General features: G+C 38.5%; 15 protein-coding genes. 4 read left to right on the top strand and 11 right to left on the bottom strand.

Annotated elements, in window-relative coordinates; translation table 11 throughout:
* Nucleotides 1-20: 20 nt before the first annotated feature.
* Both K217_RS0105940 and K217_RS0105935 read left to right on the top strand, forming a co-directional pair.
* Nucleotides 21-809, top strand: coding sequence for a polyprenyl synthetase family protein (locus K217_RS0105940; protein WP_155991125.1), 789 nt, complete (start codon nt 21-23; stop codon nt 807-809).
* Nucleotides 806-1,303, top strand: a complete 498-nt coding sequence (locus K217_RS0105935; protein ID WP_029552209.1) for a shikimate kinase — start codon at nt 806-808, stop codon at nt 1,301-1,303. The genes K217_RS0105940 and K217_RS0105935 overlap by 4 nt, the downstream gene beginning before the upstream one ends.
* On the opposite strand, the gene mraY is transcribed toward K217_RS0105935, so the two are convergent.
* The 5 genes from mraY to flhA are packed head-to-tail and all read right to left on the bottom strand — an operon-like array spanning nt 1,296 to nt 6,930.
* Nucleotides 1,296-2,375, bottom strand: a complete 1,080-nt coding sequence (gene mraY / locus K217_RS0105930) for a phospho-N-acetylmuramoyl-pentapeptide-transferase (protein ID WP_029552208.1) — start codon at nt 2,373-2,375, stop codon at nt 1,296-1,298. The two genes, K217_RS0105935 and mraY, sit on opposite strands and share 8 nt — an antisense overlap.
* Nucleotide 2,376: 1 nt before the next feature.
* Complete coding sequence (locus K217_RS0105925; protein ID WP_029552207.1) at nt 2,377-2,949, bottom strand: RNA methyltransferase; 573 nt, start codon at nt 2,947-2,949, stop codon at nt 2,377-2,379.
* Nucleotides 2,950-2,964: 15 nt separating this feature from the next.
* Nucleotides 2,965-3,795: a MinD/ParA family protein gene (locus K217_RS0105920; protein WP_029552206.1), complete on the bottom strand. Its 831-nt coding sequence runs from the start codon at nt 3,793-3,795 to the stop codon at nt 2,965-2,967.
* Nucleotides 3,792-4,904, bottom strand: coding sequence for a flagellar biosynthesis protein FlhF (locus tag K217_RS0105915; RefSeq protein ID WP_029552205.1), 1,113 nt, complete (start codon nt 4,902-4,904; stop codon nt 3,792-3,794). Before K217_RS0105915 ends, K217_RS0105920 begins: the two co-directional genes overlap by 4 nt.
* Nucleotides 4,894-6,930 (bottom strand): flagellar biosynthesis protein FlhA, encoded by a 2,037-nt coding sequence (flhA, locus tag K217_RS0105910; RefSeq protein WP_029552204.1) that lies wholly within the window; start codon nt 6,928-6,930, stop codon nt 4,894-4,896. Before flhA ends, K217_RS0105915 begins: the two co-directional genes overlap by 11 nt.
* 21 nt (nt 6,931-6,951) lie before the next feature.
* Here flhA and K217_RS0105905 point away from each other — a divergent pair, with 21 nt between their 5' ends.
* Together K217_RS0105905 and K217_RS0105900 are read left to right on the top strand one after the other, a co-directional pair.
* Nucleotides 6,952-7,440, top strand: a complete 489-nt coding sequence (locus tag K217_RS0105905) for an ADP-ribose-binding protein (RefSeq protein WP_029552203.1) — start codon at nt 6,952-6,954, stop codon at nt 7,438-7,440.
* Nucleotides 7,441-8,466 carry a chorismate-binding protein gene (locus K217_RS0105900; protein WP_029552202.1) on the top strand — a complete coding sequence of 342 codons (1,026 nt, stop codon included), beginning with the start codon at nt 7,441-7,443 and terminating at the stop codon, nt 8,464-8,466.
* Between the two features lie 663 nt (nt 8,467-9,129).
* Here K217_RS0105900 and K217_RS0105895 read toward each other — a convergent pair.
* Genes K217_RS0105895 through K217_RS0105870 form a run of 6 tightly spaced genes read right to left on the bottom strand, consistent with a single transcriptional unit; the run spans nt 9,130 to nt 15,548 of the window.
* Entirely contained in the window at nt 9,130-11,997 is a 2,868-nt protein-coding gene (locus tag K217_RS0105895) for an AAA family ATPase (protein ID WP_029552201.1), read from the bottom strand.
* Nucleotides 11,978-13,132, bottom strand: coding sequence for a metallophosphoesterase family protein (locus tag K217_RS0105890; RefSeq protein WP_029552200.1), 1,155 nt, complete (start codon nt 13,130-13,132; stop codon nt 11,978-11,980). The genes K217_RS0105895 and K217_RS0105890 overlap by 20 nt, the downstream gene beginning before the upstream one ends.
* Nucleotides 13,125-13,862 carry an LOG family protein gene (locus tag K217_RS0105885; protein ID WP_029552199.1) on the bottom strand — a complete coding sequence of 246 codons (738 nt, stop codon included), beginning with the start codon at nt 13,860-13,862 and terminating at the stop codon, nt 13,125-13,127. The genes K217_RS0105890 and K217_RS0105885 overlap by 8 nt, the downstream gene beginning before the upstream one ends.
* Nucleotides 13,852-14,100: a hypothetical protein gene (locus K217_RS0105880; protein WP_029552198.1), complete on the bottom strand. Its 249-nt coding sequence runs from the start codon at nt 14,098-14,100 to the stop codon at nt 13,852-13,854. The genes K217_RS0105885 and K217_RS0105880 overlap by 11 nt, the downstream gene beginning before the upstream one ends.
* Before the next feature lie 39 nt (nt 14,101-14,139).
* Nucleotides 14,140-14,535 carry a DUF2203 domain-containing protein gene (locus tag K217_RS0105875; protein WP_231476996.1) on the bottom strand — a complete coding sequence of 132 codons (396 nt, stop codon included), beginning with the start codon at nt 14,533-14,535 and terminating at the stop codon, nt 14,140-14,142.
* Between the two features lie 5 nt (nt 14,536-14,540).
* Nucleotides 14,541-15,548 carry a radical SAM protein gene (locus K217_RS0105870; protein WP_029552196.1) on the bottom strand — a complete coding sequence of 336 codons (1,008 nt, stop codon included), beginning with the start codon at nt 15,546-15,548 and terminating at the stop codon, nt 14,541-14,543.

The raw sequence follows: 15,548 nt of genomic DNA, 5'->3' as shown, positions 1-15,548 counted from the left end.
GAATTATAATTATAGACTTGGTGGAAGAAAAAAAGATATTTCAGTGGAAGAAGGAATTAGAAAAAAGGCTTGTAACTTTTCTAAATTCCTTTGAGCCTAAAATACTTCAGGAAGCTATATCTTACTATCCACTGCAAGAAGGAAAAAGAATTAGACCCTTGCTGGTGTGTGCGGTCTCTTCAGCCTACGGTGGGGACGTTCAAGATGCGATCGTGGTTGGATGTGCCATTGAGCTCATTCACAACTACTCCTTGGTTCATGACGATCTTCCTTCTATGGACAACGACTACTACAGAAGAGGAAAACCTACGTGTCATGTAGTGTATGGAGAGGATGTTGCCCTTTTGGCTGGAGATGCCCTTTTGACCTTAGCCTTTGAAATACTTTCAGACGTAAAAAACTTCCAAACCTTAGATTCGGAAAGATTGCTGTTGATCATAAACATCATAAGTAAAAAGGCAGGTGCAAAGGGAATGGTGGGTGGGCAGGTGATGGACATAAGGAGATTGGGAGATCTAAAAGAGATAAGTCTCAAAAAAACAGCCCAATTGTTTTCAGCTTGCTTTTTAGCGGGCGGTGTTATAGCGAAAAAAGAAGACATGCTTTCAGAGCTTGAGGATGTAGGACTGTCCTTTGGAATGCTTTTTCAGATGTGCGACGACTACAAAGACAAAGACGGCTTTTACTCTTTGCTCGGAGAAAAACTAAAGGATGAGATAAACGTAAAGAAAGAAGAAGTTATATCAAAGCTCAAGTCCCTAAACCTGTGGACAGAAGAGATGGAGTATATCCTAAGGTCCTTTCTATGATACCAAGCAGGATATTTCTTATAGGTTTTATGTGCAGTGGTAAAAGCACGGTGGGAAAGCTTTTGGCACAAAAGCTTTCTTATTCTTTTGTAGATTTAGACGAGTATATAGAAACCAAAGAAAAAAAGAGTATAGAAGAAATATTTTCAAACTACGGCGAAGAGTATTTCAGAAAGGCTGAAATGAATGCCTTGGAGGTGTTTCTAAACAAAGAAAAGGTGGTGATAAGCACTGGAGGAGGGCTTGGAGCAAACAAAGACGCATTGCTTAAGATGAAGTCCGCAGGCTTTGTTGTGTGGTTAGACATAGACTTTGAAACCTTTTTAAAAAGGTGCTCAAACTCAGAAGGAAGGCCTCTGTTAAAGAAGGGCTTGGATTACGTCAAAGAACTTATGGAAAGAAGAAAGGAGATTTACAGTTTGGCAGACTTGAGATTGGACGGCAGAAAAAGTTGTAAAGACTTGATAGACCAAATATTGCAGAAGCTTATCTAAGCTTTAGCGTAGCAACCGCCAAAACCGCCAAAAGGATAGACACTATCCACATTCTAACCACTATCTTAGGTTCTGGAATGCCAGATAGTTCCATATGATGATGGAAGGGAGCCATCTTAAAAAGCCTCTTTCCTTTTGTAAGTTTGAAGTAAGCAACCTGAAGTATAACGCTCAAAGTTTCAAAGACAAACACACCCCCCGCTATAGGAAGCACAAGTTCAGCCTTTGCTATCAGCGCAATTACAGCCAATGCAGCACCAAGGGACAAGGAACCTACGTCTCCCATAAACATCTGAGCTGGATAGGCATTAAACCAAAGAAAACCAAGACAGGCCCCGATTATAGCAAAGCACAGAACAGTCAAGTCTCCAGCATAGGGCACATAGGGTATGTTCAGATACTTGGCTATACTCAAATGTCCAACTGCGTAAGCTATTATGCCAAGAGATGCAGCGGTTGTCATCACTGGACCTACTGCCAAACCATCCAAACCATCCGTTAGATTCACCGCATTAGATGTTGCTACTATCACCAATACCGCAAAAGGTATGTAGAAAAGGCCAAGGTCTATCTGAAGGTTCTTAAAAAGGGGAAAATATATCTTTGTGCCTACATCTGTAAAGTAATATATGGCTAATGCGGTGATTGTTGCGAAAAAAAACTGAGCTAAAAACTTGGCTTTTGCAGATATGCCCTTTTTGTTCCTTAGCTTTGTGTAATCATCCCACAGTCCTATAAGACCAAATCCGACGATGCAGAAAGAAATGATCCAAAAATAGTTTAAGTCCCACCTCATAAGCAAAAAAGAAGAAAGTAGAACAGAAAGAATAATCACCAACCCTCCCATTGTGGGAACTAACCTTTTTGTTACGTGTCCCTTTGGCGTATATTCTCTGATGTAGCCCTTAAACAGCCTTTGAATTGCTCTCATCTTCTTTAAAAAAACAGGAGATAAAAGTAGTGTTATAAAGAAGGCAAGCATAACAGCAAGGAAGGATCTGAAGGTTATGTATTTGAATACATTAAAGCCAAAGAAAAGATCTTTGAGGTAAAAAGACAGATGATAGAGCATTTCAGCACCTGTTTCTGCTTAAAAGTCTGTCTAATATAATGGCGCAAGCGTTTCTTACAGACAGATGGTTCCAGTCCCCCGCACCATATACAGGCTCAAGAATGTAGTCAAAGGTTCGCATAAGGTCTGGCGGTATGCCATAACCTGTCCCAAAGACTATAAGAAAATCCCTTTCCCTCTTTTCTATTTCCTTTCTCAAAAAATCATAGCTCACAGTGTTTGAATAGTTTCTTGCGTCTGTGCCAACTACTATGGGTTTTCTTCCACGAAGACTTTGAATGTCTTCTAGAACCTCCTCAAAGGTATAAACAAGTTTTACCAATTTTACCGTTTCTGCTCTTGTGGGATTTGTCTTTAAACCTTCTTCCGAAGACCAGTATTCTATCTGTTTTTTTATCACCGCCCTTTGGGCATCCACAGGCTGGACTATGTAGTAGGTATTTATCTCATAAGCTCTGGCAGGTCTGGCTATATCGTGTAGATCCATGGTAGTAAAAGAGGTTATTATGGTTTTTCCATCTCTGTCCATAGCCGGGAAGTGCAGTAAGGCAATAAACACATTATCGTTCAGCATCTTAGATTATTTTAATCACCTTCTTAACTTTGCTAAAAGCCTCTCCCAAAAACTTCCCTTAGAAACGTTCTGAACTAAGGACAATCTGCCTAAAATTTGGCTGAGTTCTCTTATCAAGTTGTTATCAAAAGGATTTTGGTTGATTATTCTTTTTATCAAATTGGGGTAATATCTTATACTACCTGCATACTTAGGCTCCGCAGTTGTGTATTTTTCACACACAACCCTTATACTTTCGTAAACCTTTTTCCCCTCGTATTCGTTTGAGACTTTGTTTACTATAAGAAAGAACTCCTTAAGACCTTCGCCTGAGTTCATAACTTTAACTAATCCATAAGCATCTGCTATAGCGGTAGGTTCTGGTGTTGTTATAACTATAGGTATTTGGGAAGAAGACACTATGGCGAGTGTATCCGAATGGATACCAGGTGGGGTATCAAAGATCACCCAATCGTATCTGCCTTCCGCAAATTCTTGAAGCCTTAACAGAAGTGTCTTTAGTTTGCTAAAGGGCATGCTTACCAATTCCCTTATACCACTACCACTTGATATAAAGTCAAAACCTTCTTCTATTGGTACTACTATATCCTCAATGGCAGCATCTCCAGAAAAAAAATGGTATAAGTTTTTGGGTGGAGTTATTCCCAACATTAGGTGAATATTGCTCAGACCAAGGTCTCCATCTATAAGAAGCACTCTCTTACCTCTGGAATACATTATCCTACCCATGTTTATGGTAATTAGTGTCTTTCCAACACCTCCTTTCCCACTTGCCACAGATATATAGCCCGTAGACCTTTCTTTACCTTCTAATATCTTCAGTGGAAGCGCCTGCCTCTCCATCATTCCTCCATTCTTAAAAATAATCCCGCTAAGTAATTGTAATCCGCCATAACTATGTCATTGGGAACCCTTTGCCCAGTTGTAAAACAGAGTATGGGAAGTTTGGTACGGTAAACAAGATTTAAAACGTATCCGTAGTATAATGTTTCGTCCATCTTTGTAAAGATTAAACCGTTTATGGGTAAAACACTAAACCTCTCAAGAGCTTCTACCATAACCCTTTCTTCTATGTTAGCGCTTACTGTAAAATAGACCTCTAAAGCAGGTAACTTATTAAAGAAAGGAACAAGCTCCTTTACCCTTGTTTCATCGTAATGGCTCCTTCCACCTGTATCCACAAGGATAACGTCCAAAGAGGACAACTCACCTATGCACTCTCTAAATCTTTGCGGTGTGTCTGCAGTTCTAAAGGGCAGTTCCATTATGCTTGTAAAGGTCATTAGCTGTTGAACTGCACCAACTCTATAACTGTCTATGGTTACAACACCAACTTTTTTACCGAATTCTTTTATGACATAGGCTAGCTTTGCTATTGTGGTAGTTTTCCCCACACCCGTTGGTCCCACAAGAGCTATGATCTTAAAATCTTCTAAATTTTCCCTAAAATTCTTTAGTGTGGGTATCGTGCTCTCAAGCCCCATTTTTAAAGACTCAAAGGTTTCTCCTTTAAGGTCAAGCTTTTTTAGCTCGTAATCATAACCGCAAGACGCATCAACTATAGCCTTAGCTACCTCCTTACTCATACCCTTGTTTATAAGCTTGTTCATAAGGTTAAGGGCTCTGAGGGAATATTCGCTTTCCATAGGTTTTATATCTTCGCTTGCATCCGTTTTCTGTCTTTTTACCAGTTCTACAACTTCCCTTAAGCTTTCTTTAAGCTTTGCTATCTCTTCATAAACATGTCCCTGTTCCCTCAAGTGTGAAGGGAAATCCTCTTTATCCGGTATGCCTATGGTAACTTCCAGTTGGGAACGATAAGGATAAGGTAAAAAGGGTATTAATCTTTTTTTTACGATCCTTGTGGAGAGTATGGTTGCGTCTGGTCCATACAGGTTTCTCACTTCCTCCACAGCCTCCTGAAGGGACCCAAATAGTAATTTTTTAATCTTCATCTATGACTCCTAAAACCTTTAAGTTTACCTGTCTATCAAGTTCATTATACGATAGGACAGCTAACTGAGGAAGATAGGCTTCAAGAACTTTCTTTATATGCCTCCTCAAGTTTGAAGCGGTTATAAGAACTGGTTTAGCTTGATACTGAACAAACTTTGAAATTTCAGAGCTGATTTTTGGGTATACTTTGTTTATAAGAACGTCAAGGAATTCTTCTTCTTTACCTTCTTGCAAATAGGCGCTTAACTTGGCTTCCAACCTTGGAGCGATTATTAAAGCATACAGAATTTTATCTGTAAGGTATAGTCTGGTTATCCTCTTAGAAAGTCTTTGCCTTACATACTCCGTTAATATTTCCACATCCCTTGTTTGCTCTACATAATCTGCTAAGGTTTCTACTATAGTAAGCAGGTCGTTTATAGGTATTCCTTCCTTTAGAAGATTTTGCAATACTCTGTGCAGTATGGATATTGGTATCACATCAGGTATTAGTCCTTGCATAGCCTTCGGATATTTTTTTGTCAGATTTTCCACTAAATCCATCACTTCCCCTCTGCCTAATACCTCATGTAGGTTTTTCTTTATTACTTCAGAAAGGTGGGTTATTATAGCGGTGCTTACATCTACCACCATATAACCCAACCTCTGAGCCTTATCCTTTTGATCTTCCGTTATCCAGTAAGCTTTTAAGTTAAAGGCAGGATCTTTGGTTTCAATACCTTCTATCGGACCCTTAGTGCTACCCAAATCTATTGCCAAATATCTGTTTGGCACTATCTCATAACTGCTAACCTCCATACCCCTTATAAGTATCCTATACTGATAAGGCTTTAACCTTAGGTTGTCCCTTATATGCACCAATGGTACTATTACTCCAAACTCTTGGGCTATTTGTCTTCTCATTGATTTGATCCTTTCCGGTATGTCTCCACCTTGAGCCTCATCTACCAAAGGCACCAATCCATAGCCTATTTCAAAGGCTATAGCTTCCGGCTGTGTTATTAGCTCCTCCTCTGTTCTTTCCACAGGCTTTTTTTGTTCCACAAAGAGCTTTTCTAACTCTTTCAGCTCCTGTTCCTTAAGACTTTTCCTTAGAAGATAATACAAACCTCCAAGCACACCAGCCATAAAAAAGAAGGGCACTTTGGGAAAGCCTGGAATTAGACCTATAAATGCTAAAATGGCTGAAGAAAACAAGAACACCCTTGGTTCTTTGGAGAACTCTTCAAGAAAAACTTGGCCGAGTTGATCCTTAGAGGATGACTTTGTGACCACTATACCTGCGGCGGTAGAAAGCATAAGAGCTGGTATTTGGCTTGCCAATCCTTCTCCAACAGTTAGTAGGGTATATGTGGCTATTGCTTCGGAAAAGGATAGTCCCTTTATTACTATGCCTATTATTAGACCACCCACCAAGCTTAGAAAGAGTATTATCAAAGCTGCGATGGCATCTCCTCTTATAAACTTGCTTGCACCGTCCATGGAACCATAGAAGGATGCCTCTTGCTCTAACTGTTCCCTTCTTCTACGTGCCTCTTCTTCTGTAATAAGCCCAGCGTTGAGGTCCGCATCTATGCTCATCTGCTTACCTGGCATTGCATCGAGGGTAAATCTTGCCGCAACTTCAGAAACCCTTTCCGCACCCCTTGTTATAACGATAAAGTTTATGACTATAAAGATAAGGAAAACCACCAAACCAACCACCACATCCCCACCTACCACAAACTTACCAAAACCCTCTATTACATGTCCCGCAGAGGATGTGCCTTCGTGTCCGTGTAAAAGTATGCGCCTTGCGGCAGCTATGTTTAAGGATAATCTTAGTAAAGTTCCCAAAAGTAAGATAGAGGGAAAGGCTGAAAGTTCCAAAGGTTCTTTTATAAAGGTCGTAAGGATTAAAACAGTTAAGGCAAAGGTTATACTAAGTGTTAAAAGTATATCAAGCAGTAGGGCAGGTATGGGAAGAACTATTGCGCTCAATATAACCACAAAGGCTAATACTATCCAACCTTGAGTTAAAGTCATGATATGATAGAATTTTAATCTGTGGATATAGAGGTCGTAAAAGGTAGCCTGCTTGAAGTTGATGCGGATGTTATAGTTAATCCTGCCAATTCTCTTGGGTTGATGGGTGGTGGAGTTGCGGGTTTGATAAAAAGGTTTGGAGGTAAGGAGATAGAAGAGGAAGCGGTTAAAAAGGCTCCAATTGAAGTAGGACGTGCCATACTGACCTCTGCAGGTGCCTTGAAATTCAAGGGTGTTATACACGCTCCCACCATGGAAGAGCCTGCCATGGTTACAACGGAGGAAAAGGTAAGGAAGGCGGTTAGAGCAGCACTTAAGTTGGCAGATGAGCTTGGATTTGAAAGCTTAGCAATGCCAGGTATGGGCACAGGAGTGGGAAGATTGCCCAAAGAAGTATCCGCAAAGGCTATGATAGAAGAGATAAAGGCTTTTAAGCCAAACAGTTTAAAAAAAGTAATACTAGTGGATGTGGATGAAGATATGGTTCGTGCTTGGAAAGAAAATCTATGAATGCTTGTTGTCTGTGGTGGCTTTTTTGACAAGCCTTGGAAACTTTACCAGTTTCAGATAAAGGGTATAGAATTCTACAGTTCCTTAAAAGATATTCCAAAGGAAAACGGTTTTTTTGTTTTTTCTTACAGCCTTTCTGCAGAAACCATAGGAGTAAAAGTCAAAAGCTCTGACCTTCCTAAAATAATCTTTGTAAAAATAGGAGAAGTCAAAGAATTTAACAAAACTTATGAGCCTGTAATTTTGGAGTTTGTGAGCTTTTCTTTAAACAAAGAGGCATACCTTCAAAGAGTAAAGGAGATAAAAAGAGAAATAGAAAAGGGTGTTGTGTATCAGATTAACCTTTCAACGAAGATAGACTTTTTCTTAGAAGGTCAGCCCTTAGATTTGTTTTTAAAGTTCTTTCAAACACAAAAAACGCCTTATGCCTTCTTCTTAGATCTGAAGGATTTTTTTATAATCAGCGGTTCTATGGAGCTTTTCCTTCAAAAAAGGGGTGATACCATAGTAAGCAAGCCAATAAAAGGAACTGCCAAAAATAGGAAAATACTTGAAGAAAACCTAAAAGATAAAGCGGAGAATCTGATGATTTTGGATATGATGAGGAATGATCTTTCAAAGATCGCAATGGTAGGCACTGTAGAGGTAAAGGAGCTTTTCAAGATAGAAGAATACTCTACCTTGTTCCAGATGCACTCTACAGTGAGCGCTAAAACTAATGCAAAGTTTGAGGAAATTTTGCTGAATACTTTTCCGCCAGCATCTGTAACAGGTGCCCCAAAGAAAAAGGCGGTGGAGATTATAGACCTTTTGGAGCCCCACCCTAGGGATTACTACTGCGGATGCGCAGGCTTTAGACTGGAAGATGACTTTACCCTAAGTGTGCTGATAAGAACAGCCTTTGGCACAAAGGAAAAACTATTCTATTTTGCCGGTTCTGGAATAGTGTATGATTCACAGGAAGAGGAGGAGTGGAAGGAAACACTCTCTAAGATCCAAGCCTTCTATTCTTTTTCTTCTTATTAAACTGATTTTTTTTCTTTTAATCTTTTAATAATATTAAAAACCCGCCTTTTAAAAAGCCAGAGATTCTCAAGTGCTTGATTTTCTTGGCTTTCCGAAAAAGAATTTCACACCCCATACCTAAGGTTGTTGATTTTCTAAGCTTTACTGATCTGAAAAATGTTTAGAAAATTCCAGCACTTAGGAACAATTTTCACAATCTCACAGGTCTGGCTGTAAGTTAGGAAAAAGCCTAAACATTTTTTAAGAAAAAAGTTACGGAAATAGCCATACTTACAAACAGAAATGTGAAAATTCTTTCAAAACCGCACCAATACTTGTTTTTGTTGATGTGAAAAAGTTGTTCAAAAAATGTCGGAAATTACAGAACTTACAAAGGGGCGCTTTTAGTCACTGCAGAAGGTGTGAAATTGTGAAAAAAGGGTGTGAAATTTTGGCAAAAAAAGTGATGGATTTTCTAAGACTTACAAATAGGGTGTGAAAAATCAACTTGAGCCTAGATTAACAAGACTTTTAAAGAGGGAGATTATATTAACAGTGAAAAATTAAATTTTCTTTGATTGATAAGCTTTTGCCTGTCTAAAGCCTTAAGTAGTATGATATTTGTCATACTTTTAAACTATTGATAATCAAATATTGTGTAATGTATGTGAAATTTGAGAGATTTTATGTTATCACATTGATAAAAGACCTGTCCCCCCTCTTTATCACCTCTATTCTTTGTTCAAACTTTTCAGCTAAATCTTCCAAATGACTTATTATCCCTACCACCCTATCCGTGTTTAGCTTTATGAGTTCAAAAAACTGGGAAAGCTCTTCCCTGGTTTCTTTGTCTAAGCTTCCAAAACCTTCATCAATAAACAGACTTTCTATGGGTGCGTTGTGGGATAGCACGTCGCTTATGCCAAAAGCCAAGGAAAGACTTGCCAAAAAGGTTTCTCCCCCACTTAAGGTGCTTACGCTTCTTTTGTGTCCAGACACCCTATCTATAACCACAATGTCTGAATTTTCTATATCATACTCATAAGCGCCTGAAGTGAATTTTTGCATATAGTAGTTCGCCCTTCCTACGATGTTTTGAAGCATTATCTGACTGATGAATTCCTGCAGTCTGTCTGCTCTAAAATCCCTCTCAAGTATGCTATAAATACGCTCTTTGACCGCAAGTTCTTCCTTGCGTTTGCTTAGTTCTTGTTTTCTCTTTATTCCCTCTTCTACCCTCAACTTTTGTTCTCTTAAATGCCCAAGCTCTACGTTGTATCTATTTTGTTCATTCTCAATTTCTTGAAGCTTTGATTTGATGTTTTCTGTATCCTCTATGTTTTCGTAATTTTTCAATTCTTCTTTGAGTTCCGCTGATCTCTGCATAAGTAAGCTAACTTTATTTTCGTAATCTTCCACTTTCTTTTTTTGTGCTTCTATTTCTTCCTTAGGCTTTATATACTTTTCTAATTCTTGTATGCTATTAAATTTCCTTATTGCAGGCTCAAGATCCTTAGAAAGTTTTGCTTTCTCTTCCCTTATACTTCCTATGTTTCTCTCTATTTGAGATTGCATAGTTATATACTCCTGTTCTTTTAGTTCAATCTCCCTTAATTTTTCCGATATTTCTGTGTATTTCCTTCTTATTTCGTCCCTTTTTTGTCTTAGGTTTTTAAGTTTGTATTCTAAGGCTTCCAAGTGTTGCACCGTTAAGTGTTCTGAGCCAGAGTCCCTTAGGTATTTTTCCAATTCTAAAATGTCAAGCTTTAATCTTTCCTTCTTTGCCTCTTCAGAAGAGTATTCTTTTAGTTTTTCATTTAACTCTTCTTTCAACTTTTCAAGTTTTTCTTTGGCAAGCTTTAAGATTCTTTTCTCCTTTTCTAACTCCTCGCTAACACCTTTTAGCCTTTCATATTCCGTTTCAAACTCTTGCTCCTGTTTTCCCATTAGTAGATTGGCTAATTCCTCTTCCTTGCGCTTTAAGTTATTGCGTAGATTTTCAAGTTTAGCCTTTTTCTCAAGCAATTCTATTTCACGTTCTTTAAGTTTTTCCAACTCCTTTTTGATCTTTTCATAATCCCCCTGAACCTCCTCTATAGGTAGTTTTCCTACCACATTGCCACACACAGGGCATACATCTCCCTCTTTTAGATGAAGTCTTATCTGATAAACATTAAACGCCAAAATCTCCTCTTCCTTCTGTTTTATTTGTATTCTTACTTGCTCAAGGTTTTGTTCTAAGTTTTCGTTTTCTTTAAGGACCTTTTCAAATATCTGTCTTTCTTTTTTTACATCATCAAGCTTTGACTTTATAGGTGCGTATTCTAAAAACAATTTCTGTTGTTCTTCCAACGTCTGAATGTGCTCTTCCTTTTCCCTTACAATCTGCTCACCTTTTTTAATTCTTTCTTGCAGAGTTAGTATTTCCTGATTTATCTTTGTTAATCTCTCCAAGATTTGTTCTAACTCCTTTTCTTTTCTTTTCTTCTCTTCTATTCTTTCAAGTGCGGACTTAACGTTTTCTATCTGTTTTCCAAGACTTTCTATCTGAGCATCGTATTTGTCTATGTTTTTCCACTCCTTTTCGTAAATTTCTTTTTCTTTCTGCTTTAATTCTTTTTCTTGACTTAGCCTAATCATCTTTATTTCTAAATCTTTTAGTCTCCTTTTTTCCTCTTCCTCTCTTACAGATAGCCTTTTGAAGTTTTGCACGTAAGGAGCGTAAAAAGAAGCCTCCTCCATAACTTGGATCACTTCCTTTAACTTTTCAATTTCGTGCTTTTTTTCAAGTAGCACTTCCAGTTCCCTTTCACACTCAAAGAGTTCTCTTTTTATAGCATCCCTCTGTATGGCTAACTTTAGTCTTTCTTGCAGTTCTTTCTTATTTGAGTTCAGAAACATTAGCTTATCTTCCACGAGCTTTATTTCTTTTTCTATCCTCTCAAGCTCCCCCTCCGTTGCATATCTTAGCTCGTTTAAGCTTGTTTCCACTTGAGCCAGCTCGTTCTCAATATGCCTCTTAGTATCTCTTATTATTTCGCTTAGCTTTTGCAACAGTGTATCCATCCCCAAAAGCTTGTTTAGTATTTCTCTTCTTTGTTGTGGTCTTTCGGGTTTTAAAAATCTGTCAAATTGCCCTTGTGGTAAGAGTATAACCTTCGTAAAGGTATCATAATCTACACCTAATATTCTTTTTATGATTTGTGGAATATCGTTCATTCTTATATCTCTTTGTTTTCCGCCTTCATAAAATCTTACCCCTGGCCTTCCTCCTATTACGAACCTTTCCACCGCGTAATTTTTACCTCTTACAGAAAACTCAAAAAACACTCTAAGTCTGTTTGTTCCTTTTGACATTACGTTTTCGTGAATGTTTTCTCTGCTGTGTCTTGGCACTCTACCGTAAAGCGCATAGCACATTGCGTCTATTATGCTTGTCTTCCCAGCGCCAGTTCTTCCCTGAATGATGAAGAACCTCAAACCGGAAAAATCTATGGTATTTTTCCCTTTAAATACGGTAAAGTTTTCAAGCTCAAGCTTGATCGGCCTCATGCTGGACCCTTTGTAAAATACTCAACAACTCTTTCTCTAAATTCTCTGGCATATCAGTTTTGTATGCATGCCTGTAGTAAGCTTTATAAAGGTCCAGTATATTTAAACTTTCTGTATCTTTTGTGATGTTTGTCTGAAAATACTCCGGAAAATCTAACTTTAAAAACGCCAGTTTATCCCCCAAGATTTGATGAATTTGCTGGACTTTTATGTTTAACATCGGATCATTTAGTTCGCTTTCCAAGATTACCTTGAAAATGGCGTTTCTATTTTTTAATTCTTCCAAAGCCCGATCTACGCTTTGAGACTTTTCTATTTTTATCTCTTTAAGTTCTCTATACAAAGATAGCTTTATAGGTTTAACTTTTATATCCTTATCTTCTATGATGACAAGATTTACAAACTTTTCCCTATCCTTTTCAGAAAAGTCTATTTGGTATAAACTCCCAGCATAGTAGGTTTTGGGAACTGCTTGCTTTATCCTTTGGTGAATGTGCAAATGTCCAAGGGCTACATAATCGAACACCTCTGGTATTTGGTCTGGTCTTATGGCGTAAAATTCACTAACGCTTGCTTCTCTTTCCGAGCCAGCTATTATTGCCTTTTCTACCATAATATGAGATAAAAGGATTCTATACTGGTAGTTTTCTACAGCTTTTGCCAGCGCTCTTAGATACTGAGCTACTTTTTGGGTATAGCTTCTGTATGTATCCTCCGAACCCTTAGTTAGTATTCTTTCGCTTGGGTATGGCAAACAGGCTATTGCTATGTTGTCGTAGACAAATACAGATTCGGATACATTTGGATTTGGTCTATCAAATATGCGCACCTTTGCAAGTTTTTCTAAGTTTTTGTATGCCTTTAACTTATCATAACTGTCATGATTGCCAGATATTAAAACAACCTGAATATTGCTCCTGCTCCATTCCGTCAAATATTCAAGGATTATAAATTCAGAATCGTAATCTGGAATGGGTTTGTCAAAAATATCTCCGGAAATTAGCAAAAGTTCTACTTTTTCTTCTTTGCATATTTGGGAAACCTGATTCAAAGCGTATATTAGGTCTGGGTTTCTTGATATTTTGTTTAAGCTCTTTCCTGCATGAAGGTCTGAAATGTGTAATATCTTACGCATTTTTTAAGATCGCATGAAGTTTTTCCACCATTGGGTTCAAAGGGTCTTCTTCTTTCAAAAGGTTTAACTTTTTTTCTGCTTCCCTTTTGATTATTTCAACCGCTTCTTCCGGTGTGTTTGCAAAGGATATAAGGTCAATATCCGACCTATCTATCACACCAAAGCTTACCATAGTTTTTTGCATATAATCTATGAGCGGATCCCAGAAAAGGCTTCCATACAGGATTATGGGGAACCTATAAACTTTACCTGTTTGTATTAGCGTTAATGCCTCAAAGAGCTCGTCAAAGGTGCCAAAACCACCGGGAAAGATAAGATATGCCATGGAATACTTAAGTAGCATCACCTTGCGCACAAAGAAGTATTCAAATTTTAAAGAAAGGTTTTGATATTTGTTAGGTTTTTGCTCTGTAGGTATTTGGATGTTCAGTCCTACAGATAGCGTGCCTGCATCGTAAGCTCCTCTGTTTGCCGCCTCCATTATTCCAGGACCACCTCCTGTTATTATGTGAAAGCCTAATTTTCCTAAGAGAAAGGCGGTTCTATAAGCATGTTTGTAATACTGGCTGTCTGGAGTTAGGCGTGAGCTTCCGAAAAAGGTTATTGCAGGACCAACTTTTGAAAGTGCATCAAACCCCTCCACAAATTCACTCATTATCTTTAGGACTCTCCAAGTATCACCTTGCTTTAACTTTAGCTCTTCTATAAGTTTTAACTGCTTATTGTTCATTTATGTCCTTTACCATAGCCTCTATCTTTAATATTTCGCCTTCCTTGGGTTTGTTTATGTTCTGCGCTGTCCTAACCTTTTGCCTTTTAGCCAACTTCTTTTTTTTACTTTTCTTTGAAACCTTATGCTTATGTGTTTTCTCCTGTAATATCTTTGAGTTATTTTTAGATTCTTTTGCAAAAGGAACCACAGGGGAAATAACTAAAAGCATCAATAAAAAGCTTAAAATCTTTCTCATATCAATACCTCCTTACCCCCGCTTGGAGGTAGGTAAATTTTACCACAGATTTTCTTCCTCTAAGAGGCTTATAGGTTTTCTTCCTGCAAATCCTTCATTTAGCTCATGCCAGTACATTATAGTCTCCTCGTCTTCCTTCCAACATAGCCATATGTATCTGTTTTTGTGATAGCTGAGAAAATCAACCAATATTGGATCCACACCCTTTATTACTCCTCCCAAAGCTTCTATCTTCCTAAAAAGAGAATCTATCAGCTTGTTCAACTCTTTTATGTGGGACTCAAGATACATCTTTTCAAGCTCGTCTTCCTCTTCTTGAAATCTTTCGTAGGTCTCGGCCAACTCCATTCTTTTTAGGTTTATCTCTTCTACTATAGGCTTTATTAAAACGAGGGTTTCTCTTGCGGTGTCCAAATCAAAAACCTTCATCCGCATTGAAATTAATTTATGGGAAATATTACGGTTGAGCAACAGTTTGGAGATATTACAGGCTCTAAACCAATCTGTTTTGCGTGTGTTAGAATGCCTTCCGCTGGGAAGGTTATACCGTTTACACCAGCATAAAGGGAGTAAAGATCAAGCTTTGTCCTTTCAGGTCCTGCAGGTCTTGCACACCCTATCACAACGGGAGTTTTGGGCAGTTTTTTCCTCGCATAAAGTATGACGTCTGCACATTCTTCGGCCTTTGGTGGGGGCAAAAGCTGAAACTTTGCCTTTCCGTAGTAGGGCATAACTACCACCAAAACCAAACCGTCCGGGTCAAATTGGGATATTATGTCTATTGCCTTTTGCTCTCCCAATATCTTTCCGTAATGCAATCCTATTATCACGTGTGGGACTATTCTGTGTCCGTATTCTTTGAGAAGCCTCAAAGACTCTTCGTAGTCCTTTGTGGATTTGTGGGGCAGTTTATAAACCTCTCTTATAGTTCGGTCGTCTCCGATGATATCTATGAGTACCGCATCCACCCCTGCTTCCTTTAGCCCTTCAGCCAAGGCTTTGTCTACCAACCCAACGTGGCATGTGGTCAAAAGTTTTAGTTCTTTCTTTAGATATTCTATAGCCTTAAAGAAGGGATAAAGTTCTACAACACCGTCTTTATTGGAACCACCGGATATGAGGATCCCATCTACTCCTTTAGCCTTTAGCTCCTCTCCCACTCTTTTTAACTCTTCGGGTGTGGTGGCGGGTATCATGTGCCAGAGAATTTTGGATGCGCAGTGATCACACATTAACTCACAGTTCCTTCCAGTTATGGAAACATCCACAAACTTAGGAGTGGTTTCTATGTAAAAGTCGTCCACCTGATAGTGTTTAAATCCTGGGCTGTAAAAGTGGATCTTCTTTCCAAAGTTTTCTTCCCTTATTCTGAAACCTTCAAGCAAACGCTCCAAGAGGTTGTAATCTAACCCTGTGTCTTCAAGGAGGGGAACAATCCCCTCCTGCAT

The sequence above is a fragment of the Thermocrinis jamiesonii genome (assembly GCF_000702425.1).
Classification (GTDB): Bacteria; Aquificota; Aquificia; order Aquificales; family Aquificaceae; genus Thermocrinis; species Thermocrinis jamiesonii.
Note: the sequence above shows the minus strand (reverse complement) of the source record. Positions and strands in the feature narration are given on the sequence as shown.